The sequence below is a fragment of the Kitasatospora sp. CB01950 genome, assembly GCF_001905465.1.
GTDB lineage: Bacteria > Actinomycetota > Actinomycetes > Streptomycetales > Streptomycetaceae > Kitasatospora.
The window spans coordinates 749,890-772,003 of sequence record NZ_LISX01000001.1; the positions used below are offsets into that span (position 1 = coordinate 749,890).

Annotated in this window: 35 protein-coding genes; all 35 read left to right on the top strand. The window is 66.5% G+C overall.

Features of this window, described 5'->3' with window-relative positions:
* Window positions 1–54 precede the first annotated feature (54 nt).
* The 35 genes from AMK19_RS03495 to AMK19_RS03665 all read left to right on the top strand — a co-directional run bounded on the left by AMK19_RS03495 (window position 55) and on the right by AMK19_RS03665 (window position 22,105).
* Window positions 55–612 (top strand): DUF1707 and DUF4190 domain-containing protein, encoded by a 558-nt coding sequence (locus tag AMK19_RS03495; protein ID WP_338015768.1) that lies wholly within the window; start codon window positions 55–57, stop codon window positions 610–612.
* Window positions 613–931: 319 nt separating this feature from the next.
* Window positions 932–1,303 carry a 30S ribosomal protein S12 gene (gene rpsL / locus AMK19_RS03500; protein ID WP_014144289.1) on the top strand — a complete coding sequence of 124 codons (372 nt, stop codon included), beginning with the start codon at window positions 932–934 and terminating at the stop codon, window positions 1,301–1,303.
* A 2-nt stretch (window positions 1,304–1,305) separates the two neighbouring features.
* On the top strand, window positions 1,306–1,776 hold the full coding sequence (gene rpsG, locus AMK19_RS03505; protein WP_030457432.1) for a 30S ribosomal protein S7: 471 nt from the start codon (window positions 1,306–1,308) through the stop codon (window positions 1,774–1,776).
* A 39-nt stretch (window positions 1,777–1,815) separates the two neighbouring features.
* The gene (gene fusA / locus AMK19_RS03510) at window positions 1,816–3,921 is read left to right on the top strand and encodes an elongation factor G (protein WP_073807924.1); all 2,106 of its coding nucleotides are present in this window, start codon (window positions 1,816–1,818) and stop codon (window positions 3,919–3,921) included.
* Between the two features lie 203 nt (window positions 3,922–4,124).
* Complete coding sequence (gene tuf / locus AMK19_RS03515; protein WP_073807926.1) at window positions 4,125–5,318, top strand: elongation factor Tu; 1,194 nt, start codon at window positions 4,125–4,127, stop codon at window positions 5,316–5,318.
* Window positions 5,319–5,821: 503 nt separating this feature from the next.
* Complete coding sequence (rpsJ, locus tag AMK19_RS03520) at window positions 5,822–6,130, top strand: 30S ribosomal protein S10 (RefSeq protein ID WP_012785157.1); 309 nt, start codon at window positions 5,822–5,824, stop codon at window positions 6,128–6,130.
* Window positions 6,131–6,144: 14 nt separating this feature from the next.
* Entirely contained in the window at window positions 6,145–6,792 is a 648-nt protein-coding gene (rplC, locus tag AMK19_RS03525) for a 50S ribosomal protein L3 (protein ID WP_073807928.1), read from the top strand.
* A gap of 5 nt (window positions 6,793–6,797) precedes the next feature.
* Window positions 6,798–7,475, top strand: coding sequence for a 50S ribosomal protein L4 (rplD, locus tag AMK19_RS03530; protein ID WP_073807929.1), 678 nt, complete (start codon window positions 6,798–6,800; stop codon window positions 7,473–7,475).
* Window positions 7,475–7,792 carry a 50S ribosomal protein L23 gene (gene rplW / locus AMK19_RS03535; protein ID WP_073807931.1) on the top strand — a complete coding sequence of 106 codons (318 nt, stop codon included), beginning with the start codon at window positions 7,475–7,477 and terminating at the stop codon, window positions 7,790–7,792. Before rplD ends, rplW begins: the two co-directional genes overlap by 1 nt.
* A 44-nt stretch (window positions 7,793–7,836) precedes the next feature.
* Window positions 7,837–8,673: a 50S ribosomal protein L2 gene (rplB, locus tag AMK19_RS03540; protein ID WP_073807932.1), complete on the top strand. Its 837-nt coding sequence runs from the start codon at window positions 7,837–7,839 to the stop codon at window positions 8,671–8,673.
* A gap of 11 nt (window positions 8,674–8,684) precedes the next feature.
* Window positions 8,685–8,966 (top strand): 30S ribosomal protein S19, encoded by a 282-nt coding sequence (gene rpsS, locus AMK19_RS03545; RefSeq protein WP_014136283.1) that lies wholly within the window; start codon window positions 8,685–8,687, stop codon window positions 8,964–8,966.
* 59 nt (window positions 8,967–9,025) lie between these two features.
* Window positions 9,026–9,373, top strand: coding sequence for a 50S ribosomal protein L22 (gene rplV, locus AMK19_RS03550; protein ID WP_030457417.1), 348 nt, complete (start codon window positions 9,026–9,028; stop codon window positions 9,371–9,373).
* On the top strand, window positions 9,373–10,203 hold the full coding sequence (gene rpsC / locus AMK19_RS03555; RefSeq protein ID WP_073807934.1) for a 30S ribosomal protein S3: 831 nt from the start codon (window positions 9,373–9,375) through the stop codon (window positions 10,201–10,203). The genes rplV and rpsC overlap by 1 nt, the downstream gene beginning before the upstream one ends.
* 5 nt (window positions 10,204–10,208) lie before the next feature.
* A complete protein-coding gene (gene rplP, locus AMK19_RS03560; protein ID WP_030457415.1) occupies window positions 10,209–10,628 on the top strand; it encodes a 50S ribosomal protein L16 in 420 nt (139 codons plus the stop codon).
* Window positions 10,628–10,852, top strand: a complete 225-nt coding sequence (gene rpmC, locus AMK19_RS03565; RefSeq protein ID WP_014136279.1) for a 50S ribosomal protein L29 — start codon at window positions 10,628–10,630, stop codon at window positions 10,850–10,852. Before rplP ends, rpmC begins: the two co-directional genes overlap by 1 nt.
* A complete protein-coding gene (rpsQ, locus tag AMK19_RS03570; protein ID WP_014136278.1) occupies window positions 10,852–11,124 on the top strand; it encodes a 30S ribosomal protein S17 in 273 nt (90 codons plus the stop codon). The genes rpmC and rpsQ overlap by 1 nt, the downstream gene beginning before the upstream one ends.
* Before the next feature lie 102 nt (window positions 11,125–11,226).
* Window positions 11,227–11,598 carry a 50S ribosomal protein L14 gene (gene rplN / locus AMK19_RS03575; protein WP_030300391.1) on the top strand — a complete coding sequence of 124 codons (372 nt, stop codon included), beginning with the start codon at window positions 11,227–11,229 and terminating at the stop codon, window positions 11,596–11,598.
* 15 nt (window positions 11,599–11,613) lie between these two features.
* Window positions 11,614–11,925 (top strand): 50S ribosomal protein L24, encoded by a 312-nt coding sequence (gene rplX / locus AMK19_RS03580; RefSeq protein ID WP_035872243.1) that lies wholly within the window; start codon window positions 11,614–11,616, stop codon window positions 11,923–11,925.
* A complete protein-coding gene (gene rplE, locus AMK19_RS03585; protein ID WP_073807936.1) occupies window positions 11,925–12,494 on the top strand; it encodes a 50S ribosomal protein L5 in 570 nt (189 codons plus the stop codon). The genes rplX and rplE overlap by 1 nt, the downstream gene beginning before the upstream one ends.
* A 3-nt stretch (window positions 12,495–12,497) precedes the next feature.
* Complete coding sequence (locus AMK19_RS03590; protein WP_008747480.1) at window positions 12,498–12,683, top strand: type Z 30S ribosomal protein S14; 186 nt, start codon at window positions 12,498–12,500, stop codon at window positions 12,681–12,683.
* Window positions 12,684–12,950: 267 nt separating this feature from the next.
* Window positions 12,951–13,358: a 30S ribosomal protein S8 gene (gene rpsH / locus AMK19_RS03595; RefSeq protein WP_043914570.1), complete on the top strand. Its 408-nt coding sequence runs from the start codon at window positions 12,951–12,953 to the stop codon at window positions 13,356–13,358.
* Between the two features lie 22 nt (window positions 13,359–13,380).
* The gene (rplF, locus tag AMK19_RS03600; protein WP_073807937.1) at window positions 13,381–13,920 is read left to right on the top strand and encodes a 50S ribosomal protein L6; all 540 of its coding nucleotides are present in this window, start codon (window positions 13,381–13,383) and stop codon (window positions 13,918–13,920) included.
* 3 nt (window positions 13,921–13,923) lie between these two features.
* A complete protein-coding gene (gene rplR, locus AMK19_RS03605) occupies window positions 13,924–14,307 on the top strand; it encodes a 50S ribosomal protein L18 (protein WP_073807939.1) in 384 nt (127 codons plus the stop codon).
* A 48-nt stretch (window positions 14,308–14,355) separates the two neighbouring features.
* Window positions 14,356–14,976, top strand: a complete 621-nt coding sequence (gene rpsE / locus AMK19_RS03610; protein WP_043914567.1) for a 30S ribosomal protein S5 — start codon at window positions 14,356–14,358, stop codon at window positions 14,974–14,976.
* Window positions 14,976–15,158: a 50S ribosomal protein L30 gene (gene rpmD / locus AMK19_RS03615; protein WP_014136270.1), complete on the top strand. Its 183-nt coding sequence runs from the start codon at window positions 14,976–14,978 to the stop codon at window positions 15,156–15,158. The genes rpsE and rpmD overlap by 1 nt, the downstream gene beginning before the upstream one ends.
* A 1-nt stretch (window position 15,159) precedes the next feature.
* Entirely contained in the window at window positions 15,160–15,615 is a 456-nt protein-coding gene (gene rplO / locus AMK19_RS03620; protein ID WP_073807940.1) for a 50S ribosomal protein L15, read from the top strand.
* A gap of 262 nt (window positions 15,616–15,877) precedes the next feature.
* Complete coding sequence (gene secY / locus AMK19_RS03625; RefSeq protein ID WP_073807942.1) at window positions 15,878–17,185, top strand: preprotein translocase subunit SecY; 1,308 nt, start codon at window positions 15,878–15,880, stop codon at window positions 17,183–17,185.
* Window positions 17,185–17,844 carry an adenylate kinase gene (locus AMK19_RS03630; protein WP_073807943.1) on the top strand — a complete coding sequence of 220 codons (660 nt, stop codon included), beginning with the start codon at window positions 17,185–17,187 and terminating at the stop codon, window positions 17,842–17,844. The genes secY and AMK19_RS03630 overlap by 1 nt, the downstream gene beginning before the upstream one ends.
* A gap of 109 nt (window positions 17,845–17,953) precedes the next feature.
* Window positions 17,954–18,787, top strand: coding sequence for a type I methionyl aminopeptidase (gene map, locus AMK19_RS03635; protein ID WP_073808358.1), 834 nt, complete (start codon window positions 17,954–17,956; stop codon window positions 18,785–18,787).
* 151 nt (window positions 18,788–18,938) lie between these two features.
* Window positions 18,939–19,373: a large conductance mechanosensitive channel protein MscL gene (mscL, locus tag AMK19_RS03640; RefSeq protein ID WP_073807945.1), complete on the top strand. Its 435-nt coding sequence runs from the start codon at window positions 18,939–18,941 to the stop codon at window positions 19,371–19,373.
* Between the two features lie 167 nt (window positions 19,374–19,540).
* A complete protein-coding gene (infA, locus tag AMK19_RS03645) occupies window positions 19,541–19,762 on the top strand; it encodes a translation initiation factor IF-1 (RefSeq protein WP_003956442.1) in 222 nt (73 codons plus the stop codon).
* A 35-nt stretch (window positions 19,763–19,797) separates the two neighbouring features.
* On the top strand, window positions 19,798–19,911 hold the full coding sequence (gene rpmJ, locus AMK19_RS03650; protein WP_003956441.1) for a 50S ribosomal protein L36: 114 nt from the start codon (window positions 19,798–19,800) through the stop codon (window positions 19,909–19,911).
* A 176-nt stretch (window positions 19,912–20,087) separates the two neighbouring features.
* Window positions 20,088–20,468, top strand: a complete 381-nt coding sequence (rpsM, locus tag AMK19_RS03655; protein ID WP_073807947.1) for a 30S ribosomal protein S13 — start codon at window positions 20,088–20,090, stop codon at window positions 20,466–20,468.
* Window positions 20,469–20,541: 73 nt separating this feature from the next.
* Window positions 20,542–20,949 (top strand): 30S ribosomal protein S11, encoded by a 408-nt coding sequence (gene rpsK, locus AMK19_RS03660; RefSeq protein ID WP_030232513.1) that lies wholly within the window; start codon window positions 20,542–20,544, stop codon window positions 20,947–20,949.
* A 133-nt stretch (window positions 20,950–21,082) separates the two neighbouring features.
* The gene (locus tag AMK19_RS03665; RefSeq protein ID WP_014136256.1) at window positions 21,083–22,105 is read left to right on the top strand and encodes a DNA-directed RNA polymerase subunit alpha; all 1,023 of its coding nucleotides are present in this window, start codon (window positions 21,083–21,085) and stop codon (window positions 22,103–22,105) included.
* The last annotated feature ends 9 nt before the right edge of the window (window positions 22,106–22,114 follow it).

Sequence of the window (22,114 nt, forward strand, 5' to 3'; positions counted from 1 at the left end):
CGTCCTGCATGCTGAGAGGCGCACGGTCGGTGCGGGGAACGGGAGGTGGCCGCGATGGCCGGTCAGTGGGGAACACCGGCGCCGTACGGGCAGCAGCCCTGGCAGCCGGTGGCGACACCGCAGGGCGGGATGCGGGCCGCGCATGCCGACCGCGAGCGCACCGTGGACGTGCTGAAGGCTGCCTACGCCGAGGGCCGGCTCACCGCCGCCGAGTACGAGCAGCGGATGAGTTCGGCCCACCAGGCTGCCACCTACGGGCAGTTGTCCGCGCTGGTCGTCGACCTGCCGTCCGGGCCGATGGTCGCCCCGTTCGGCGCGCCCGTCCCGCCGACCTTCATGCCGCTGCCGCCCCCGCTGCCCGCCCCGCGCCCCAACAACAGCCTGGCGGTGGCCTCGGCGATCCTCGGCGGCCTGTGCGTGGTCACCGGCGGCATCACCGCCGTGCCGGCCGTGATCACCGGCCACATGGCCCGCTCGCAGATCCGCCGCACCAAGGAGGACGGCGACGGTCTGGCGATCCTCGGGCTGGTGTTCGGCTGGCTGTCGGTCGCCGGATGGGCGTTGTTCTTCCTCCTGCTGGTCATGGTGGCGAGCAGCGGCGGTCCGCACTGAGCGGAGATCCCGCCGGTCGGGCGTGGTACGGGCGGTGACCGCTCCGGCGCGCCCCATTTGTTTTGACCGCCGCCTGTGCGCTAGGTACGCTCTGACCTTGTGCCTGGGGTGTGCCCGGGTCCTTGTGCGTGCCAGCAGATCGGCCGCCGCAGCGGAGACTCCACCCGCTCGGTGTGTGCCGTAGCCGCAGCGCAGCTCATGGGATTCCGCGATTCTTCCCCCGAAGAAGGCCAACACGCCCGACCGCGTGGGTCGGTGGGTGGGGGCCATACCGCAGGTTAGTTCCACCAAGCCTTGGCACACAGAAAACGGAGAAACGGTGCCTACGATCCAGCAGCTGGTCCGAAAGGGCCGGCAGGACAAGGTCGAGAAGAACAAGACGCCCGCACTGAAGGGTTCGCCCCAGCGTCGCGGCGTCTGCACGCGTGTGTACACGACCACCCCGAAGAAGCCGAACTCGGCTCTCCGCAAGGTCGCCCGTGTGCGCCTCACCAGCGGGATCGAGGTCACCGCTTACATTCCGGGCGAGGGCCACAACCTGCAGGAGCACTCCATCGTGCTGGTCCGCGGTGGCCGTGTGAAGGACCTTCCTGGTGTCCGCTACAAGATCATCCGCGGCTCGCTCGACACCCAGGGTGTCAAGAACCGCAAGCAGGCTCGCAGCCGCTACGGCGCCAAGAAGGAGAAGTAAGAATGCCTCGTAAGGGCCCCGCCCCGAAGCGCCCGGTCATCATCGACCCGGTCTACGGCTCCCCGCTGGTGACCTCGCTGGTCAACAAGATCCTGCTGCACGGCAAGCGCTCCACCGCCGAGCGGATCGTCTACGGCGCCCTTGAGGGTGTCCGTGAGAAGACCGGCGCCGACCCGGTTGTCGCGCTGAAGCGCGCGCTGGAGAACGTCAAGCCGACCCTCGAGGTCAAGTCCCGCCGCGTCGGCGGCGCCACCTACCAGGTGCCGGTCGAGGTCCGCCCGGGCCGCGCCAACACCCTGGCGCTGCGCTGGCTGGTCGGCTACTCCCGCGCCCGTCGCGAGAAGACCATGACCGAGCGTCTGCTCAACGAGATCCTCGACGCCAGCAACGGTCTGGGCGCTTCCGTGAAGCGTCGCGAGGACACCCACAAGATGGCCGAGTCCAACAAGGCCTTCGCGCACTACCGCTGGTAGTCCCAACCCCGTCACTAGACAGAGAGAGAACGAGCCACCATGGCTGCAACCTCCCTTGACCTCGCCAAGGTCCGCAACATCGGGATCATGGCGCACATCGACGCGGGCAAGACCACCACCACCGAGCGGATCCTGTTCTACACCGGTGTCTCGTACAAGATCGGTGAGGTCCACGATGGCGCTGCCACCATGGACTGGATGGAGCAGGAGCAGGAGCGCGGCATCACCATCACGTCTGCCGCGACGACCTGCCACTGGACCCTCGACGGTGTCGAGAACACGATCAACATCATCGACACCCCGGGCCACGTCGACTTCACCGTCGAGGTGGAGCGTTCGCTGCGCGTCCTCGACGGTGGCGTGACCGTGTTCGACGGCGTCGCCGGTGTCGAGCCCCAGTCCGAGACCGTGTGGCGGCAGGCTGACCGCTACGGTGTCCCGCGCATCTGCTTCATCAACAAGCTGGACCGCACGGGCGCCAACTTCTTCTTCTGCGTGCAGACCATCGTGGACCGCCTCGGCGCCACCCCGCTGGTCATGCAGCTGCCGATCGGCGCCGAGGGTGACTTCACCGGTGTCGTCGACCTGGTGAAGATGAAGGCCCTGGTCTACTCGGCCGACGCGCCCAAGGGCGAGATGTACGACACTGTCGACATCCCGGCCGACCTGGTCGAGCAGGCCGCGGAGTACCGCGAGGCCCTGCTCGACACCGTGTCGAACATCAGCGACGAGGTGATGGAGCTCGCCCTGGAGGGCGAGGACATCCCCGAGGAGCTGCTGATCGCCGCGATCCGCAAGGGCACCCTGGACTCGTCCTTCACCCCGATCTTCTGCGGCTCCGCGTTCAAGAACAAGGGCGTTCAGCCCCTGCTCGACGCGGTCGTGAAGTACCTGCCGTCGCCGCTCGACATCGAGGGCATCGAGGGTACGAAGCCGGGCAACGACGAGGAGAAGATCGTCCGTCAGGCCTCTGACGACGAGCCGCTCGCCGCCCTCGCGTTCAAGATCATGTCTGACCCGCACCTGGGCAAGCTCACCTTCGTCCGCGTGTACTCCGGCCGCCTGGAGTCCGGCACCTCGGTGCTGAACTCCGTCAAGGGCAAGAAGGAGCGCATCGGCAAGATCTACCGCATGCACGCGAACAAGCGTGAGGAGATCGACTCGGTGGGCGCCGGCGACATCATCGCCGTGATGGGCCTGAAGCAGACCACCACCGGTGAGACGCTGTCCGACGAGAAGCAGCCGGTCATCCTGGAGTCCATGGACTTCCCGGCCCCGGTCATCCGCGTCGCGATCGAGCCCAAGTCCAAGGGCGACCAGGAGAAGCTGGGTGTCGCCATCCAGCGCCTGGCCGAGGAGGACCCGTCCTTCCAGGTCAACACGGACGAAGAGACCGGCCAGACCATCATCGCGGGTATGGGCGAGCTGCACCTCGAGGTGCTGGTCGACCGTATGCGCCGTGAGTTCAAGGTCGAGGCCAACGTCGGCAAGCCGCAGGTCGCGTACCGCGAGACGATCCGCAAGGCCGTCGAGCGCATCGACTACACGCACAAGAAGCAGACCGGTGGCTCCGGCCAGTTCGCGAAGATCCAGATCGCGATCGAGCCGCTCGAGTCCGGCGAGGGCTACGAGTTCGTCAACAAGGTCACCGGTGGCCGCGTCCCGCGCGAGTACATCCCGTCGGTCGACGCCGGTTGCCAGGAAGCCATGGAGTTCGGCGTTCTCGCCGGCTACCCGCTCCAGGGCGTCCGCGTGAGCCTGCTCGACGGTGCGTCGCACGACGTCGACTCGTCCGAGCTCGCGTTCAAGATCGCCGGTTCCATGGCGTTCAAGGAAGGTGCCAGGAAGGCGTCGCCGGCTCTGCTCGAGCCGATGATGGCCGTCGAGGTCACCACCCCCGAGGACTACATGGGCGACGTGATCGGCGACATCAACTCCCGCCGTGGCCAGATCCGGGCCATGGAGGAGCGTCACGGCGCTCGCGTCGTCAAGGCGCTGGTGCCGCTCTCCGAAATGTTCGGCTACGTCGGTGACCTGCGCAGCAAGACCTCTGGTCGCGCAAGCTACTCGATGCAGTTCGACTCGTACGCCGAGGTTCCGCGGAACGTGGCGGACGACATCATCGCCAAGGCCAAGGGCGAGTGACGTCCCGGTAATCGGGATGAATCAGACCCTTTAGGCTAGAAGGAGGGCACCCGGGCGTTCACCCGTCCGGGTTCCGCCCGGGAGCCCTCCGGCACCCCCACCCGCGGGACGGCAATGGGGCGCGACCAGCGCCCCGTTCCAATAACCCGATCCAGACCAACTGACGTCGTACGGCGTACAGAACTGTCCTCAGGAGGACTGCAGTGGCGAAGGCGAAGTTCGAGCGGACGAAGCCCCACGTCAACATCGGCACCATTGGTCACATCGACCACGGTAAGACCACGCTGACCGCGGCCATCACCAAGGTGCTGCACGACGCGTACCCGGACATCAACCCCTTCACGCCGTTCGACCAGATCGACAAGGCGCCGGAGGAGCGTCAGCGCGGTATCACCATCTCGATCGCGCACGTCGAGTACCAGACCGAGGCGCGTCACTACGCCCACGTCGACTGCCCGGGTCACGCGGACTACATCAAGAACATGATCACCGGTGCGGCCCAGATGGACGGTGCGATCCTCGTCGTCGCCGCCACCGACGGCCCGATGCCGCAGACCAAGGAGCACGTCCTCCTGGCCCGCCAGGTCGGCGTCCCCTACATCGTTGTCGCCCTGAACAAGGCCGACATGGTGGACGACGAGGAGATCCTGGAGCTCGTCGAGCTCGAGGTCCGTGAGCTCCTCTCCGAGTACGAGTTCCCGGGCGACGACCTGCCGGTCGTCCGCGTCTCCGCGCTGAAGGCGCTGGAGGGCGACAAGGAGTGGGGCGAGAAGCTCCTCGGCCTGATGCACGCGGTCGACGAGGCCATCCCGACCCCGGCTCGCCTCACCGACCAGCCGTTCCTGATGCCGATCGAGGACGTCTTCACGATCACCGGTCGTGGCACCGTCGTCACCGGCCGCATCGAGCGTGGCATCCTCAAGGTCAACGAGACCGTCGACATCATCGGCATCAAGACCACCAAGACCACCACCACGGTCACCGGTATCGAGATGTTCCGCAAGCTGCTCGACGAGGGCCAGGCCGGTGAGAACGTCGGTCTGCTGCTCCGTGGCATCAAGCGCGAGGACGTCGAGCGCGGCCAGGTCATCATCAAGCCGGGTTCGGTCACCCCGCACACCGACTTCGAGGCCCAGGCCTACATCCTGTCGAAGGACGAGGGTGGCCGTCACACCCCGTTCTTCAACAACTACCGCCCGCAGTTCTACTTCCGTACCACGGACGTGACCGGCGTCGTGACCCTCCCCGAGGGCACCGAGATGGTCATGCCGGGCGACAACACCGCCATGACGGTCGCGCTGATCCAGCCGATCGCCATGGAGGAGGGCCTGAAGTTCGCCATCCGTGAGGGTGGCCGCACCGTCGGCGCCGGCCAGGTCACCAAGATCATCAAGTAATTGGCGATCTGACCTCTGGTCAACTGCAGGGCCCGGCCCCGTCCCGCGAGGGAGGGGGCCGGGCCCTCGGCATGTCCGGACGCCGGCGGCCCGCACCCGGTGTGACGTGCACTGCTGCGGGTGGGCCCGATTGGCGCATCGCCCGCATTCTGTGGCAGGATGTCCAAGTTGCTCGGTTGAGTACCGATGCTGCGCGCCTCCCGTCGGGAGGACCGGAAGCGAGTCCCATGTACTCGTCGTTCCCGTGAATGGCCGTCCATGTGCCCACGTGCTGTGTGTGGGTGCAGTGGTGTGTAAGCGACACCACGGCAGCTGCGGGGCGAAAGTACGGGAATCTTCCGGGAAGCGTATGCGGGGTATCAACCCGGCTCACCTCTCCCAGCAGTTCGAGACCGACGGACCTGTTCGCCGGTTTTTTGCAAGCGCGAGTGCGACACGCCCGAGCGCGGGGGTCGGAGGAGGGTCGAGTGGCGACGTACGACTCAAAGGACTACGGAGTAGCCATGGCGGGACAGAAGATCCGCATCCGGCTCAAGGCCTACGACCACGAGGTCATCGACTCCTCGGCGAAGAAGATCGTCGAGACGGTGATCAGGACTGGTGCGCAGGTCGCGGGCCCGGTGCCGCTGCCCACTGAGAAGAACGTTTACTGCGTCATCCGCTCGCCGCACAAGTACAAGGACTCGCGCGAGCACTTCGAGATGCGCACTCACAAGCGTCTGATCGACATCCTCGACCCCACGCCGAAGACGGTTGACTCGCTGATGCGTCTCGACCTGCCGGCTGGCGTCGACATCGAGATCAAGCTCTGAGAGGCGCACCGAAGATGGCTAAGCAGATTAAGGGCATCCTGGGCGAGAAGCTCGGCATGACCCAGGTCTGGGACGAGAACAACCGGATCGTTCCGGTGACCGTCGTCAAGGCTGGGCCGAATGTCGTGACCCAGGTCCACACCGCCGGCAGCCCGGCCGGCTACGACGCCGTCCAGATCGGCTTCGGCGAGATCGACCCCCGCAAGGTGAACAAGCCCCTCCAGGGCCACTTCGCCAAGGCCGGTGTCACCCCCCGCCGCCACCTGGTCGAGCTGCGTACCTCGGACGCGTCCGAGTACACCCTGGGCCAGGAGATCACCGCCGAGCTGTTCGAGGCGGGTGTCAAGGTCGACGTGACCGGCACCTCCAAGGGCAAGGGCTTCGCCGGTGTCATGAAGCGTCACAACTTCAAGGGCCTCGGCGCCGGTCACGGCACCCAGCGCAAGCACCGCTCGCCCGGTTCCATCGGTGGCTGCGCCACCCCGGGCCGTGTGTTCAAGGGCATGCGCATGGCGGGTCGGATGGGCCACGAGCGTGTGACCACCCAGAACCTGACCGTGCACGCGGTCGACGCGGAGAAGGGTCTGCTGCTCATCAAGGGCGCGATCCCGGGTCCGAACGGCGGCCTCGTCCTCGTCCGCACCGCGGCGAAGGGGCTGTGAAGGATATGAGCACCATTGACATTCTGTCGCCGGCCGGCGACAAGGCCGGCAGCCTGGAGCTGCCCGCCGAGATCTTCGACGCCAAGGTCAGCGTCCCGCTGATGCACCAGGTCGTCGTGGCGCAGCTCGCTGCGGCCCGTCAGGGCACCCACAAGACCAAGCGTCGTGGCGAGGTCCGTGGTGGCGGTCGGAAGCCGTACCGCCAGAAGGGCACCGGCCGCGCCCGTCAGGGCTCGACCCGCGCGCCGCAGTTCACCGGTGGTGGCGTCGTGCACGGTCCCGTGCCGCGTGACTACTCGCAGCGGACCCCGAAGAAGATGATCGCCGCCGCCCTGCGCAGCGCGCTCACCGACCGGGCCCGCCACGAGCGCATCCACGTCGTCACCGGCGTGACCGCGACCGAGGCTCCGTCGACCAAGGCCGCCAAGGTCCTGTTCGGCAAGATCTCCGAGCGCAAGAACCTCCTCCTGGTGGTCGAGCGCGAGGACGAGCTGGGCATCCTGTCCGCTCGCAACCTGGCGAACGTGCACATCCTGGACGCCGGCCAGCTGAACACCTACGACGTGCTCGTCTCCGACGATGTGGTCTTCACCCAGGCCGCCTTCGAGCGTTTCGTGGCCGGTCCGGCCGCGTCCGCCAAGGCCGTTGCTGCTGAGGGCGAGCTCGAAGGGACTGCCGCCTGATGAGCGAGATCACCTCCAAGACGTACACGGACCCCCGTGACGTCCTGATCAAGCCGGTCATCTCGGAGAAGAGCTACTCGCTCCTCGACGAGAACAAGTACACGTTCGTCGTGGCGCCCGGTGCCAACAAGACCCAGATCAAGCAGGCCGTCGAGGCGGTCTTCTCGGTCAAGGTCGAGGCCGTGAACACGCTGAACCGTCAGGGCAAGCGCAAGCGCTCCAAGACGGGTTTCGGTAAGCGCAAGGACACCAAGCGCGCGATCGTGACGCTGGCCGAGGGCAACCGCATCGACATCTTCGGTGGTCCGGTTTCCTGACGCTTCGTCAGGGACTGGGATCGTCGTAAAGGACGAGGACAGAAATGGGTATCCGCAAGTACAAGCCGACTACGCCGGGCCGCCGCGGCTCCAGCGTGGCCGACTTCGTCGAAATCACGCGGTCCACGCCGGAGAAGTCGCTGGTTCGCCCGCTGCACAGCAAGGGCGGCCGTAACAACGCCGGTCGTATCACCGCTCGCCACCAGGGTGGCGGTCACAAGCGCGCCTACCGTCTGATCGACTTCCGTCGTCACGACAAGGACGGCGTGCCGGCCAAGGTCGCTCACATCGAGTACGACCCCAACCGCACCGCGCGCATCGCGCTCCTGCACTACGCGGACGGCGAGAAGCGCTACATCATCGCCCCCCGCGGCGTCGCGCAGGGTGACCGGATCGAGAACGGCGCTGGCGCCGACATCAAGCCGGGCAACAACCTGCCGCTGCGCAACATCCCGGTCGGTACCACCATCCACGCGGTGGAGCTCCGTCCCGGCGGTGGCGCCAAGCTGGCCCGTTCCGCGGGTTCCGGCATTCAGCTGCTCGCCCGTGAGGGTCGCATGGCGCACCTGCGCATGCCCTCCGGTGAGATCCGCCTGGTGGACGCGCGCTGCCGCGCGACCGTCGGCGAGGTCGGCAACGCCGAGCAGTCGAACATCAACTGGGGCAAGGCCGGCCGTATGCGCTGGAAGGGCGTCCGCCCGACCGTGCGTGGTGTGGCCATGAACCCGATCGACCACCCGCACGGTGGTGGTGAGGGTAAGACCTCCGGTGGTCGCCACCCGGTCTCGCCGTGGGGCAAGCCCGAGGGCCGCACCCGTCGCCCGAACAAGGCGTCGGACAAGCTCATCGTGCGCCGCCGCAAGACCAACAAGAAGCGCTAGGAGCAGGTCAGATGCCGCGCAGTCTCAAGAAGGGCCCCTTCATCGACGACCACCTTCAGAAGAAGGTGGACGTGCAGAACGAGGCGGGCACGCAGAACGTCATCAAGACCTGGTCCCGTCGTTCCGTGATCTCCCCGGCCATGCTCGGCCACACGATCGCGGTTCACGATGGCCGCAAGCACGTCCCGGTGTTCGTCACCGAGTCGATGGTCGGCCACAAGCTCGGCGAGTTCGCTCCCACGCGCACCTTCAAGGGGCACGTGAAGGAAGACCGCAAGTCGAAGCGTCGCTAATCGCTTCCGAGCTGTAGCGCCAGAACGACAAAGTGACTTACTCCATTAAGGGGACAACCATGGAAGCCAGGGCCCAGGCGCGGTACATCCGCGTCACGCCCATGAAGGCCCGCCGCGTGGTGGACCTCATCCGTGGCCTGCAGGCCACGGAGGCCCAGGCGGTCCTGCGTTTCGCTCCGCAGGCTGCCACCGTGCCGGTCGGCAAGGTGCTCAACAGCGCCATTGCCAACGCCGCGCACAACTACAACCACTCCAACGTGGACGACCTCTACATCTCCGAGGCGTACGTTGACGAGGGTCCGACCCTGAAGCGGTTCCGTCCGCGTGCCCAGGGCCGTGCCTACCGGATCCGCAAGCGGACCAGCCACATCACCGTGGTCGTCAGCAGCAAGGAAGGGACCCGGTAATGGGCCAGAAGGTTAACCCGCACGGGTTCCGCCTCGGCATCAGCACGGACTTCAAGTCCCGCTGGTACGCCGACAAGCTGTACAAGGACTACGTCAAGGAAGACGTCGCCATCCGGCGTCTCATGACGCAGGGCATGGAGCGCGCCGGCATCTCGAAGGTTGAGATCGAGCGCACCCGTGACCGTGTCCGCGTGGACATCCACACCGCCCGCCCGGGCATCGTGATCGGCCGCCGTGGCACGGAGGCCGACAAGATCCGCGGCAAGCTGGAGAAGCTGACCGGCAAGCAGGTCCAGCTGAACATCCTCGAGGTCAAGAACCCCGAGATGGACGCCCAGCTCGTTGCGCAGGGCGTTGCGGAGCAGCTGTCCTCCCGCGTCTCCTTCCGTCGCGCCATGCGTAAGAGCATGCAGTCGACCATGAAGGCCGGCGCCAAGGGCATCAAGGTCCAGTGCTCCGGTCGTCTCGGCGGCGCCGAGATGAGCCGTTCGGAGTTCTACCGCGAAGGCCGTGTGCCGCTGCACACCCTGCGCGCGAACGTCGACTACGGCTTCTTCGAGGCCAAGACGACCTTCGGCCGCATCGGCGTGAAGGTCTGGATCTACAAGGGCGACGTCAAGAACATCGCCGAGGTCCGCGCTGAGAACGCCGCTGCCCGCTCCGGCAACCGCCCGGCCCGTCCCGAGGGTGGTCGTCCCGCCCGCGGTGGCGAGCGTCGCGGTGGCGAGCGCGGTGGCCGCGGCCGTCGTCCCGCCGCTGGTGCCGAGGCTCAGGCCCCGGCTGCCGCGGTCGAGGCTCCGGCTGCTGAGAACACCGGAACGGAGGCCTGACCGTCATGCTGATCCCCCGTCGGGTCAAGCACCGTAAGCAGCACCACCCGAAGCGCCGTGGCGCTGCCAAGGGTGGCACCGAGCTGGCGTTCGGCCAGTTCGGCATCCAGGCCGTGACCCCGGCCTACGTGACGAACCGTCAGATCGAGTCCGCTCGTATCGCGATCACCCGTCACATCCGTCGTGGCGGCAAGGTCTGGATCAACATCTACCCGGACCGTCCGCTCACCAAGAAGCCGGCCGAAACCCGCATGGGTTCCGGTAAGGGTTCGCCGGAGTGGTGGATCGCGAACGTGCACCCGGGTCGGGTCATGTTCGAACTGTCGTACCCGAACGAGAAGATTGCCCGCGAGGCGCTGACGCGCGCCGCGCACAAGCTTCCGATGAAGTGCCGGATCGTTCGGCGCGAGGACGGTGAGAGCTGATGTCGGCCGCTACCAAGGCTGCTGAGCTTCGCGAGCTGGACAACGAGGGCCTCGTTGCCAAGCTCCGTGAGGCCAAGGAGGAGCTGTTCAACCTCCGCTTCCAGGCGGCGACCGGGCAGCTCGACAACCACGGACGGCTCCGGCTGGTCCGTAAGGACATCGCGCGGATCTACACCCTGATGCGCGAGCGCGAGCTGGGCATCGAGACGGTGGAGAACGCCTGATGACTGAGAACACCAACGAGACGCGCGGCTTCCGCAAGACCCGTGAGGGTCTCGTCGTCAGCGACAAGATGGACAAGACCGTCGTCGTCGCCGTCGAGGACCGCGTCAAGCACGCGCTGTACGGCAAGGTCATCCGCCGTACCAACAAGCTGAAGGCGCACGACGAGCAGAACGCGTGCGGTGTCGGCGACCGTGTCCTCCTGATGGAGACCCGGCCGCTGTCCGCGACGAAGCGCTGGCGCGTCGTCGAGATCCTCGAGAAGGCCAAGTAACAAGGTTGTTCGCGGTACGGCCGTATGTGCATCAGGCCCGCAAGGGTGCAGGTGTGAGCAGCGGCCGGCCCGTCAACACTTGTTGACGATCAGGAGAAAGCTGTGATCCAGCAGGAGTCGCGACTGCGCGTCGCCGACAACACGGGTGCGAAGGAAATTCTCTGCATCCGCGTTCTCGGTGGCTCCGGTCGCCGCTACGCCGGTATCGGCGACGTCATCGTCGCCACCGTCAAGGACGCGATCCCCGGCGGTTCGGTGAAGAAGGGCGACGTCGTGAAGTGCGTCGTCGTTCGCACCGTCAAGGAGCGCCGCCGTCCGGACGGCTCGTACATCCGTTTCGACGAGAACGCCGCTGTCGTTCTCAAGAACACCGATGGCGACCCCCGCGGTACCCGCATCTTCGGCCCGGTGGGCCGCGAGCTGCGCGACAAGAAGTTCATGAAGATCATCTCGCTGGCGCCGGAGGTGCTCTAACCCATGGCGAACAGCATGAAGATCAAGAAGGGTGACCTGGTCCAGGTCATCACCGGCAAGGACAAGGGCAAGCAGGGCAAGGTCATTCAGGCCATGCCCGCTGACAACAAGGTCCTCGTCGAGGGTGTCAACCGGGTCAAGAAGCACACCAAGCCGGGTCCCGGTACCCAGGGTGGCATCGTGACCGTCGAGGCCCCGGTGCACGTCTCCAACGTCCAGCTGGTCGTGGAGAAGGACGGCAAGAAGGTCGTTACCCGCGTCGGCTACCGCTTCGACGACCAGGGCAACAAGATCCGCGTTGCCAAGCGGACGGGTGAGGACATCTGATGTCTGAGACGACTGTTGAGAAGGTGGCCCCCCGCCTCAAGGAGAAGTACCTCTCCGAGGTCAAGGGCCAGCTGCACGAGGAGTTCTCGTACGAGAACGTCATGCTGATCCCCGGCCTGGTCAAGGTCGTGGTCAACATGGGTGTCGGCGAGGCTGCCCGTGACAGCAAGCTGATCGAGGGTGCCATCAAGGACCTGACCGCGATCACCGGTCAGAAGCCGGCCGTTACCAAGGCCCGCAAGTCCATCGCGCAGTTCAAGCTGCGCGAGGGTCAGCCGATCGGCGCCCACGTCACCCTCCGTGGTGACCGCATGTGGGAGTTCGTGGACCGTCTGGTGTCGCTGGCTCTGCCGCGTATCCGTGACTTCCGCGGCCTCTCTCCGAAGCAGTTCGACGGCCGTGGCAACTACACCTTCGGTCTGACCGAGCAGGTCATGTTCCACGAGATCGACCAGGACAAGGTCGACCGTCAGCGCGGTATGGACATCACCGTCGTGACCACCGCTCAGACCGACGATGAGGGCCGGGCGCTCCTGCGCGCTCTGGGCTTCCCGTTCAAGGAGGCGTGAGCCATGGCGAAGAAGGCCCTGATCGCTAAGTCCGAGCGCAAGCCGAAGTTCGGCGTCCGGGCGTACACCCGGTGCCAGCGCTGCGGCCGTCCGCACTCGGTGTACCGCAAGTTCGGCCTGTGCCGTGTGTGCCTCCGTGAGATGGCCCACCGCGGCGAGCTGCCGGGCGTGACCAAGAGCTCCTGGTAGTCCCTTACCAGCTGTTCTGAACAGCGAAGCAGTGTGCCCGACCCCCGGCTTTTGGAGTCCCGAGAGGGATCCCGTAAGGTAGTGGGGTCGGGCCCCTGCCGCGGCGTCTTTTCCGGACGTTCCGTGGCTCTCTGAATGAGGGCTCGCGCAACCCAGTCTTACTACGACGTAGGTCCCCTGCGCTTGTGCCCCTTTCGCACTCTTTCGCGAGTGCGCGGAGGGGGACCTGGTGCGGAGAAACCACGGCGAGAGAGGCCTGAGGCCACCATGACCATGACCGACCCGATCGCAGACATGCTCACTCGTCTGCGTAACGCCAACTCGGCGTACCACGACTCCGTCGTGATGCCGTCGAGCAAGATCAAGGCGCACGTCGCCGAGATCCTGCAGCAGGAGGGTTACATCTCCTCCTACAAGGTTGAGGACCCCACCGAGAACGAGGTTGGCAAGAAGCTGACCATCGAGCTCAAGTTCGGTCCGAACCGTGAGCGCTCCATCGCCGGCATCAAGCGCATCAGCAAGCCGGGTCTGCGTGTTTACGCAAAGTCCACCAACCTGCCGAAGGTTCTCGGCGGCCTGGGCGTGGCGATCATCTCCACGTCCTCCGGCCTCCTGACCGACAAGCAGGCCGCCAAGAAGGGCGTAGGCGGAGAAGTTCTCGCCTACGTCTGGTAATTCGGGAAACGGAGGTACAGCAATGTCGCGCATTGGACGGCTGCCCATCCAGGTTCCCGCTGGTGTGGACGTCACCATCGACGGCCAGACGGTCTCGGTGAAGGGCCCCAAGGGTTCGCTCACCCACGTCGTCGCCGCGCCGATCGAGATCGGCAAGGGCGAGGACGGCACTCTGGTCGTCTCCCGCCCGAACGACGAGCGTCAGTCGAAGGCCCTGCACGGCCTGTCGCGCACGCTGGTGGCGAACATGATCACCGGCGTGACCGCGGGCTACCGCAAGTCGCTGGAGATCAGCGGTGTCGGTTACCGAGTCACGGCGAAGGGCTCCAACATGGAGTTCGCGCTGGGCTACAGCCACCCGATTCTGGTCGAGGCGCCGGAGGGCATCTCCTTCGTCGTCGAGTCGCCCACCAAGTTCCACGTGGACGGCACCGACAAGCAGAAGGTCGGCGAGGTCGCCGCGAAGATCCGCAAGCTGCGCAAGCCCGACCCGTACAAGGCCAAGGGCGTCAAGTACGCGGGCGAGGTCATCCGCCGCAAGGTCGGAAAGAGTGGTAAGTAAGCGATGAGCGTCTCTGTCAAGATCGGCAAGGGCAACGCCTACAAGAACGCCGCCCGCAAGCGCCGCGCCATTCGCGTTCGTAAGCGCGTCGTCGGCACCGAGGTGCGTCCGCGCCTCGTCGTGACGCGTTCGAACCGCCACATGGTCGCCCAGGTCATCGACGACGCCAAGGGTCACACCCTGGCGTCGGCGTCCACCCTCGACGTGTCCATCAAGGGCGCCGAGGGCGACAAGACCGAGCTGGCCAAGAAGGTCGGAAGCCTGGTCGCCGAGCGCGCCAAGGCCGCCGGCGTCGAGTCGGTCGTCTTCGACCGCGCGGGCAACCGGTACGCCGGCCGCATCGCCGCCCTGGCGGACGCGGCTCGCGAGGCCGGGCTCGACTTCTAAGCCGCTCGTCGACTCCGTCGGCGGACGTAAACGAGAGAGGTAATTCCAATGGCTGGACCCCAGCGCCGCGAAGGCGGCGCCGGTCGCGGCACGGGTGGCGAGCGGCGCGACCGTAAGCGTGACGAGCGGGGCGGCGCCCCGGTCGCCGAGAAGACTGCTTACGTCGAGCGCGTCGTCGCGATCAACCGTGTCGCCAAGGTTGTCAAGGGTGGTCGTCGCTTCAGCTTCACCGCGCTGGTCGTGGTGGGCGACGGTGACGGCACCGTGGGTGTCGGTTACGGCAAGGCGAAGGAGGTTCCGGCCGCCATCGCCAAGGGCGTTGAGGAGGCCAAGAAGAACTTCTTCAAGGTCCCCCGTATCCAGGGCACCATCCCGCACCCCATCCAGGGTGAGAAGGCCGCCGGCGTCGTGCTGCTGAAGCCGGCGTCCCCCGGTACCGGCGTTATCGCCGGTGGCCCGGTGCGTGCCGTCCTGGAGTGCGCCGGCGTTCACGACATCCTGTCGAAGTCGCTCGGCTCCGACAACGCGATCAACATCGTGCACGCCACCGTGGCTGCTCTGAAGGGCCTCGTGCGCCCCGAGGAGATCGCCGCCCGTCGTGGCCTGCCCCTGGAGGACGTGGCCCCGGCCGCGCTGCTCCGGGCCCGTGCGGCTGGGGTGAGTGCCTGATGGCTCGCCTGAAGGTCACCCAGACCAAGTCGTACATCGGTAGCAAGCAGAACCACCGTGACACCCTGCGTTCGCTCGGCCTGAAGCGGCTGAACGACACCGTGGTGAAGGAGGACCGCCCGGAGATCCGCGGCATGGTCCACACCGTTCGCCACCTCGTCACGGTCGAGGAGGTGGACTGAAATGGCGGACAACTCCCCCATCAAGATCCACAACCTGCGTCCGGCGCCCGGCGCCAAGACCGACAAGATCCGCGTCGGTCGTGGTGAGGGCTCCAAGGGTAAGACCGCAGGTCGTGGTACCAAGGGCACCAAGGCCCGCTACCAGGTTCCGCAGCGCTTCGAGGGTGGCCAGATGCCCCTCCACATGCGCCTGCCGAAGCTGAAGGGCTTCAAGAACCCGGCCCACAAGCAGTTCCAGGTCGTGAACCTGGACCGCCTGGCCGAGCTCTACCCGAACGGTGGCGAGGTCACCGTTGCCGACCTGATCGCGAAGGGCGCCGTTCGCAAGAACGAGCTCGTCAAGGTTCTCGGCCAGGGCGACATCGCGGTTGCGCTGCAGGTGACGGTCGACGCCGTCTCCGGCTCCGCCGCCGAGAAGATCACCGCCGCGGGCGGCTCGGTCACCGAGCTGCTGTGACGTCGCTGATCTGACGCACGGACAGAAACCGGGCCCCGCGCCTCTCTTGAGAAAGAGAGCGCGGGGCCCGGCTGCGTTTCCGACTTGAACAGGCGTGCAGGATTTGTGTGTCAAACCCGGGCAAGCCGTACCCCATGCGTGGGGGAGCGGCTGTGTGCGCTTCTGTCGAGCGGCCGGGCACTGTTAGAGTCCGTGAAGTTCCCTTTCCCCACATCAGGACCGACCCTTCCGCCGACGACGCGCGGGAGGCGCAGGAGGCACCGTGCTCAGTGCGTTCGCGCGGGCGTTCCAGACGCCCGACCTGCGCAAGAAGCTGCTGTTCACGCTGGGCATCATGGTGCTGTTCCGGCTGGGCGCCCACATTCCGATGCCCGGGATCAACTTCGAGGCCGTGCATGCGTGCGTGAGCGGTCAGAAGGAGGGCCTGTTCGGGCTGGTCAACCTGTTCAGCGGCAACGCGCTGCTACAGCTGACCATCTTCGCGCTCGGCATCATGCCGTACATCACGGCCAGCATCATCCTGCAGTTGCTCACCGTGGTCATTCCGCGGCTGGAGGCCCTGAAGAAGGAAGGGCAGTCCGGCCAGACGAAGATCACCCAGTACACCCGTTACCTGACCATCGCGCTCGCGGTGCTGCAGGGCACCGGCATCCTCGCGACCGCGTCCAGCGGCGCGCTGTTCTCCAGCTGCCCGCAGGGTCAGAACATCGTGCCGGACACGTCGATCTTCCGGATCGCCACCATGGTCATCATCATGACCGCCGGCACCACCGTGATCATGTGGCTGGGTGAGCTGATCACCGACCGCGGCATCGGCAACGGCATGTCGATCCTGATCTTCACCTCCATCGCGGCCGGCTTCCCCGGCTCGATGTGGGCCATCAAGGGCTCCGGCACGCTGCTGGGCGGCTGGGGCGAGTTCTCCGCCGTCATCCTGGTCGGCATCATCGTGGTCTGCCTGGTCATCTTCGTCGAGCAGGCCCAGCGCCGGATCCCGGTGCAGTACGCGAAGCGGATGATCGGCCGCCGTGCGTTCGGCGGCACCTCGACCTACATCCCGCTGAAGGTCAACCAGGCCGGTGTGATCCCGGTCATCTTCGCCTCCTCGCTGCTGTACATCCCGGCGCTGGTGGTGCAGTTGACCAACTCGCAGGCGGGGTGGGCGATTTGGATCAAGAACCACTTCATCAAGGGTGACCACCCGGTCTACATGGCCACCTACTTCGTGCTGATCGTGTTCTTCGCGTTCTTCTACGTCGCCATCTCCTTCAACCCCGAAGAAGTTGCCGACAATATGAAGAAGTATGGTGGGTTCATCCCGGGCATCCGGGCCGGCCGACCGACGGCCGAGTACCTGAACTACGTGCTCACCCGCATCACGTGGCCGGGTTCGCTGTACCTGGGCCTGATCGCGTTGATCCCGATGGTCGCCCTCGTCGCATTCGGGCAGCAGACCAACTTCCCGTTCGGCGGCACCTCCGTGCTCATCGTCGTCGGCGTCGGACTCGAAACTGTGAAGCAGATCGAGAGCCAGCTCCAGCAGCGCAATTACGAAGGGTTCCTCCGCTGATGCGTATCGTCCTCGTCGGACCCCCGGGGGCCGGGAAGGGTACTCAGGCGCACGTTCTGGCCAAGACCCTGTCCATTCCCCACATCTCCACCGGCGACCTGTTCCGTGCCAACATCAGCCAGGGCACCCCGCTGGGTGTCGAGGCGAAGGCTTACATGGACGCCGGGCGCCTTGTGCCCGACGAGGTCACCATCGGGATGGCCAAGGACCGCATGCTCCAGGAGGACGCCGCCAACGGCTTCCTGCTGGACGGTTTCCCGCGCAACCTGGGCCAGGCCGAGGCGCTGGACGCCTTCCTGACCGAGCAGGGCATCGCGCTGGACGGCGTGCTGGACCTGGAGGTCTCCGAGGACGAGGTCGTCAAGCGGATCGCCGGTCGTCGGCTGTGCCGCAAGAACGGCGCCCACGTCTTCCACGTGGTGTACAACCGGCCGACCACCGAGGGCGTCTGCGACGAGTGCGGCGGCGAGCTGTACCAGCGCTCGGACGACACCGAGGAAGCCGTCCGGGTCCGGTTGGAGGAGTACCACTCCAAGACCGAGCCGATCATCGGCTACTACCAGGAGCAGGGCCTGCTGGTCACCATCTCCGCCCTCGGCAAGGTGGACGAAGTGACCGAGCGCGCAGTCGCCGCCCTGGAGCAGAACAAGAACGCCTGACCCATGCGGCAGTGAGACGGCCGGGTCGCCCCGAAGCGGGCGGCCCGGCCGTCTCGGCGTCGTACGGTGGAAGGCAGTCCGAGAACAGAACGTGGAAGGCGTGGACCAGATGGAGATCAAGACCCCCGAGCAGATCGCCAAGATGCGGGCGGCCGGGCTGGTCGTCGCCGAGGCCCTGAAGGCGTGCCGCGAGGCGGTCGCCCCGGGGGTGACCACCGGTGAGCTGAACGAGATCGCCGACCAGGTCATCACCAAGCACGGCGCCACGTCCAACTTCCGCGCCGACCACGGCGGCCTCTGGTTCCCGGGCGTGATCTGCGCCTCGGTGAACGAGGAGGTCGTGCACGGCATCCCCGGCGACAAGGTGCTGAAGGCCGGCGACCTGATCTCGATCGACTGCGGCGCGATCCTGGACGGCTGGCACGGCGACGCGGCCATCACCGTCGCGGTCGGCGGGACCGCCGACGAGAACGTGATGCTGTCGAAGGTCACCGAGGGCTCGATGTGGGCCGGCATCGCCCAGATGAAGAAGGGCAACCGCCTGGTCGACGTCTCCCGGGCGATCGAGGGCTTCATCCGCCGCCAGCCGCTGCCCCCGAAGGGCAAGTGGGGCATCACCGAGGGCTACGGCGGCCACGGCATCGGCACCGCCATGCACATGGAGCCGCACGTGCTGAACTACGTGGCCGGCCGCGGCAAGGGCCCGAAGCTGGTGCCCGGCACCGTGCTGGCGATCGAGCCGATGGTCTCGCTCGGCACCCCGCACACCGCGATCCTGGACGACGACTGGACGGTCGTCACCACCGACGGCACCTGGGCCTCGCACTGGGAGCACTCGGTGGCCGTCACCGAGCAGGGCCCGCTGGTGCTGACCGCCTTCGACGGCGGCAAGGCGGAGCTGGCGAAGCTGGGCGTCACCGCGGCGCCGGACCCGCTGGCCTGACCCCGCAGGGGCGGCGCGCGGGACGGCCGATGATCTGAGGGACATGTCTCAAAGCGGCAGATGAGGGCCTGGGGGGTTTTGACCTCCAGGCCTTCTGTCCTATTTTCGTCAGCTGACACCCGCAGCTTCGACCCCCCCTCCAGGAGAGACAGTGTTCAAGGGCTTCCGCGACTTCATGATGCGCGGCAACGTCATCGACATGGCCGTCGGTGTGGTCATCGGTGCCGCCTTCACCGGAGTCGTGACCGGCTTCGTGACCGCGTTCCTCACCCCGGTGCTCGGCGTGGTGGTCGGCGCGGCCGGCGACTTCGGCGCCTACAAGTTCGACGTCGCCGGCGTGACCTTCCCGTACGGCCAGTTCCTGAACGTGCTGATCGCGTTCTTCCTGACCGCCGCGGTGCTGTACTTCTGCGTGGTGCTCCCGGTCTCCAAGGCCACCGCCCGCTACCTGCCGAAGAAGCCCGCCACCCCCAAGCGGCCCTGCCCCGAGTGCCTGACCGACATCCCCGAGGCGGCCCGCCGCTGCTCCGCCTGCACCGCGGTGGTGGAGCCCGTGCTCCCCATCCAGGTGATGGCCAAGGGCTGAGATTTCGCTCCGGCGTGGTGCTTGGTTTACGATGGTGCGTCGGCTCTCTCGTAGCGTGTTTCGGCACGCCCTCAGCCCAGGGGAGTACTCCCGGGCCGAGGTGAAGCCTGGTTCGCACGAGCGTTCCGCATACGGTAGCCGGACCCGAAGGGTGGATCTCGCAGTTCATGGCTAAGAAGCAAGGCGCCATTGAGATCGAGGGCACCGTGATCGAGTCTCTTCCGAACGCGATGTTCAAGGTCGAGCTGCAGAACGGTCACAAGGTCCTCGCACACATCAGCGGCAAGATGCGCATGCACTACATCCGCATCCTTCCGGATGACCGGGTCGTGGTGGAGCTGAGCCCCTACGACCTGACCCGCGGCCGGATCGTCTACCGCTACAAGTAACAAACGTCAGATCTAGACCCCGGAGAACCTGAGTCATGAAGGTCAAGCCGAGCGTCAAGAAGATCTGCGACAAGTGCAAGGTGATCCGCCGTCACGGCCGGGTCATGGTGATCTGCGACAACCTGCGCCACAAGCAGCGCCAGGGCTGAGTCACCCCCCAGCATTTCTCGTAGTACCTTCGCGCGACGCGCATCAACGTCATACGCGGGCCGCCCGATCCGTCCAGCTGGACGGACTGCCACCCCCGGTCAGAGGCCGGGGCTCCCTGTCGAGAGACAGCGAGTAGGCGGCACGTCAGACCTCTGAAGAACCACAGGAGCCATGAATGGCACGCCTCGCCGGCGTTGATCTCCCCCGCGAAAAGCGGATCGAGATCGCCCTCACGTACGTCTACGGCATCGGCCGTACCCGCGCCCAGCTGACCCTGGCCGAGACCGGTGTGAGCCCGGACGTTCGCGTCCGCGACATCACCGAGGACGACCTGGTCAAGCTGCAGAAGTTCATCGACGTGAACTTCGAGGTCGAGGGTGACCTCCGCCGCGCCGTCGCCGCCGACATCCGCCGCAAGGTCGAGATCGGCTGCTACGAGGGCCTGCGTCACCGCCGTGGCCTGCCGGTCCGCGGTCAGCGCACCCACACCAACGCGCGTACCCGCAAGGGCCCGCGTCGCGCGATCGCCGGTAAGAAGAAGCCGGGCAAGAAGTAGTCCGTCCCGTCAACCGGACATCCCTCCGGCCCGCGGGATAGCGGACCGACCACCTCAGTAGGAGAACAGACTTATGCCCCCCAAGGGTCGTCAGGCTGCCGGCGCGAAGAAGATCCGCCGCAAGGAGAAGAAGAACGTCGCTCACGGGCACGCCCACATCAAGAGCACGTTCAACAACACCATCGTTTCGATCACCGACCCCGCGGGCAACGTGATCTCCTGGGCCTCCGCCGGCCACGTCGGTTTCAAGGGCTCGCGCAAGTCCACCCCGTTCGCCGCGCAGATGGCCGCCGAGGCCGCTGCCCGTCGCGCGCAGGAGCACGGCATGCGCAAGGTCGACGTCTTCGTCAAGGGTCCGGGCTCCGGCCGCGAGACCGCGATCCGTTCGCTCCAGGCCACCGGCCTGGAGGTCGGCTCGATCCAGGACGTCACCCCCACCCCGCACAACGGCTGCCGTCCGCCGAAGCGCCGCCGCGTTTGATGTGGCGCCTTCGGGCTCGCGGTAACCACCCGCTTTAAACCTCGTACGGGCTCTCGTTTTGCGCGGGAGCCCGTACGCTTGGTCCTGTCGGCATCAAATAGTGGGTGCCGAAGACAACTGGAGGATTTCCCCCATGCTTATCGCTCAGCGTCCGTCGCTGACCGAAGAGGTCGTCGACGAGTTCCGCTCGCGGTTCGTGATCGAGCCGCTGGAGCCGGGCTTCGGCTACACCCTCGGCAACTCGCTCCGCCGTACGCTCCTCTCCTCGATCCCGGGTGCCGCTGTCACCAGCATCCGCGTCGACGGTGTCCTGCACGAGTTCACCACCGTGCCGGGCGTCAAGGAGGACGTCACCGACCTCATCCTGAACATCAAGCAGCTGGTCGTCTCCTCGGAGCACGACGAGCCGGTCGTGATGTACCTGCGCAAGCAGGGCCCGGGTGTGGTCACCGCCGCCGACATCGCGCCGCCGGCCGGTGTCGAGGTGCACAACCCCGAGCTGGTCCTCGCCACCCTGAACGGCAAGGGCAAGCTGGAGATGGAGCTGACCGTCGAGCGCGGTCGCGGCTACGTCTCCGCCGTGCAGAACAAGGCTTCCGGCCAGGAGATCGGCCGCATCCCGGTCGACTCGATCTACAGCCCCGTGCTGAAGGTCACCTACAAGGTCGAGGCCACCCGTGTCGAGCAGCGGACCGACTTCGACAAGCTGATCGTCGACGTCGAGACCAAGCCCGCCATGCGTCCCCGTGACGCGATGGCCTCGGCCGGCAAGACCCTGGTCGAGCTGTTCGGCCTGGCGCGCGAGCTCAACGTCGACGCCGAGGGCATCGACATGGGCCCGTCCCCGACGGACGCCGCGCTGGCCGCCGATCTGGCGCTGCCGATCGAGGAGCTGGAGCTCACCGTCCGCTCCTACAACTGCCTCAAGCGCGAGGGCATCCACACCGTGGGTGAGCTCGTTGCCCGCTCCGAGGCCGACCTGCTCGACATCCGCAACTTCGGTGCGAAGTCGATCGACGAGGTCAAGGCGAAGCTGGCCGGCATGGGCCTGGCCCTCAAGGACAGCCCGCCCGGATTCGACCCGACCGCTGCCGCCGACGCCTTCGGCGCCGACGACCTGGACGACCAGGGCTACGCGGAGACCGAGCAGTACTGAGTTTTGGCA

What these genes read in the sequence shown, in the direction of transcription:
- AMK19_RS03495 (WP_338015768.1), top strand. Translation starts at nt 55, where the DNA reads ATGGCCGGTCAGTGGGGAACACCGGCGCCGTACGGGCAGCAGCCCTGG.
- rpsG (WP_030457432.1), top strand. Translation starts at nt 1,306, where the DNA reads ATGCCTCGTAAGGGCCCCGCCCCGAAGCGCCCGGTCATCATCGACCCG.
- fusA (WP_073807924.1), top strand. Translation starts at nt 1,816, where the DNA reads ATGGCTGCAACCTCCCTTGACCTCGCCAAGGTCCGCAACATCGGGATC.
- rpsJ (WP_012785157.1), top strand. Translation starts at nt 5,822, where the DNA reads ATGGCGGGACAGAAGATCCGCATCCGGCTCAAGGCCTACGACCACGAG.
- rplC (WP_073807928.1), top strand. Translation starts at nt 6,145, where the DNA reads ATGGCTAAGCAGATTAAGGGCATCCTGGGCGAGAAGCTCGGCATGACC.
- rplD (WP_073807929.1), top strand. Translation starts at nt 6,798, where the DNA reads ATGAGCACCATTGACATTCTGTCGCCGGCCGGCGACAAGGCCGGCAGC.
- rplW (WP_073807931.1), top strand. Translation starts at nt 7,475, where the DNA reads ATGAGCGAGATCACCTCCAAGACGTACACGGACCCCCGTGACGTCCTG.
- rplB (WP_073807932.1), top strand. Translation starts at nt 7,837, where the DNA reads ATGGGTATCCGCAAGTACAAGCCGACTACGCCGGGCCGCCGCGGCTCC.
- rpsS (WP_014136283.1), top strand. Translation starts at nt 8,685, where the DNA reads ATGCCGCGCAGTCTCAAGAAGGGCCCCTTCATCGACGACCACCTTCAG.
- rplV (WP_030457417.1), top strand. Translation starts at nt 9,026, where the DNA reads ATGGAAGCCAGGGCCCAGGCGCGGTACATCCGCGTCACGCCCATGAAG.
- rpsC (WP_073807934.1), top strand. Translation starts at nt 9,373, where the DNA reads ATGGGCCAGAAGGTTAACCCGCACGGGTTCCGCCTCGGCATCAGCACG.
- rplP (WP_030457415.1), top strand. Translation starts at nt 10,209, where the DNA reads ATGCTGATCCCCCGTCGGGTCAAGCACCGTAAGCAGCACCACCCGAAG.
- rpmC (WP_014136279.1), top strand. Translation starts at nt 10,628, where the DNA reads ATGTCGGCCGCTACCAAGGCTGCTGAGCTTCGCGAGCTGGACAACGAG.
- rpsQ (WP_014136278.1), top strand. Translation starts at nt 10,852, where the DNA reads ATGACTGAGAACACCAACGAGACGCGCGGCTTCCGCAAGACCCGTGAG.
- rplX (WP_035872243.1), top strand. Translation starts at nt 11,614, where the DNA reads ATGAAGATCAAGAAGGGTGACCTGGTCCAGGTCATCACCGGCAAGGAC.
- rplE (WP_073807936.1), top strand. Translation starts at nt 11,925, where the DNA reads ATGTCTGAGACGACTGTTGAGAAGGTGGCCCCCCGCCTCAAGGAGAAG.
- AMK19_RS03590 (WP_008747480.1), top strand. Translation starts at nt 12,498, where the DNA reads ATGGCGAAGAAGGCCCTGATCGCTAAGTCCGAGCGCAAGCCGAAGTTC.
- rpsH (WP_043914570.1), top strand. Translation starts at nt 12,951, where the DNA reads ATGACCATGACCGACCCGATCGCAGACATGCTCACTCGTCTGCGTAAC.
- rplF (WP_073807937.1), top strand. Translation starts at nt 13,381, where the DNA reads ATGTCGCGCATTGGACGGCTGCCCATCCAGGTTCCCGCTGGTGTGGAC.
- rplR (WP_073807939.1), top strand. Translation starts at nt 13,924, where the DNA reads ATGAGCGTCTCTGTCAAGATCGGCAAGGGCAACGCCTACAAGAACGCC.
- rpsE (WP_043914567.1), top strand. Translation starts at nt 14,356, where the DNA reads ATGGCTGGACCCCAGCGCCGCGAAGGCGGCGCCGGTCGCGGCACGGGT.
- rpmD (WP_014136270.1), top strand. Translation starts at nt 14,976, where the DNA reads ATGGCTCGCCTGAAGGTCACCCAGACCAAGTCGTACATCGGTAGCAAG.
- rplO (WP_073807940.1), top strand. Translation starts at nt 15,160, where the DNA reads ATGGCGGACAACTCCCCCATCAAGATCCACAACCTGCGTCCGGCGCCC.
- AMK19_RS03630 (WP_073807943.1), top strand. Translation starts at nt 17,185, where the DNA reads ATGCGTATCGTCCTCGTCGGACCCCCGGGGGCCGGGAAGGGTACTCAG.
- map (WP_073808358.1), top strand. Translation starts at nt 17,954, where the DNA reads ATGGAGATCAAGACCCCCGAGCAGATCGCCAAGATGCGGGCGGCCGGG.
- infA (WP_003956442.1), top strand. Translation starts at nt 19,541, where the DNA reads ATGGCTAAGAAGCAAGGCGCCATTGAGATCGAGGGCACCGTGATCGAG.
- rpmJ (WP_003956441.1), top strand. Translation starts at nt 19,798, where the DNA reads ATGAAGGTCAAGCCGAGCGTCAAGAAGATCTGCGACAAGTGCAAGGTG.
- rpsM (WP_073807947.1), top strand. Translation starts at nt 20,088, where the DNA reads ATGGCACGCCTCGCCGGCGTTGATCTCCCCCGCGAAAAGCGGATCGAG.
- rpsK (WP_030232513.1), top strand. Translation starts at nt 20,542, where the DNA reads ATGCCCCCCAAGGGTCGTCAGGCTGCCGGCGCGAAGAAGATCCGCCGC.
- AMK19_RS03665 (WP_014136256.1), top strand. Translation starts at nt 21,083, where the DNA reads ATGCTTATCGCTCAGCGTCCGTCGCTGACCGAAGAGGTCGTCGACGAG.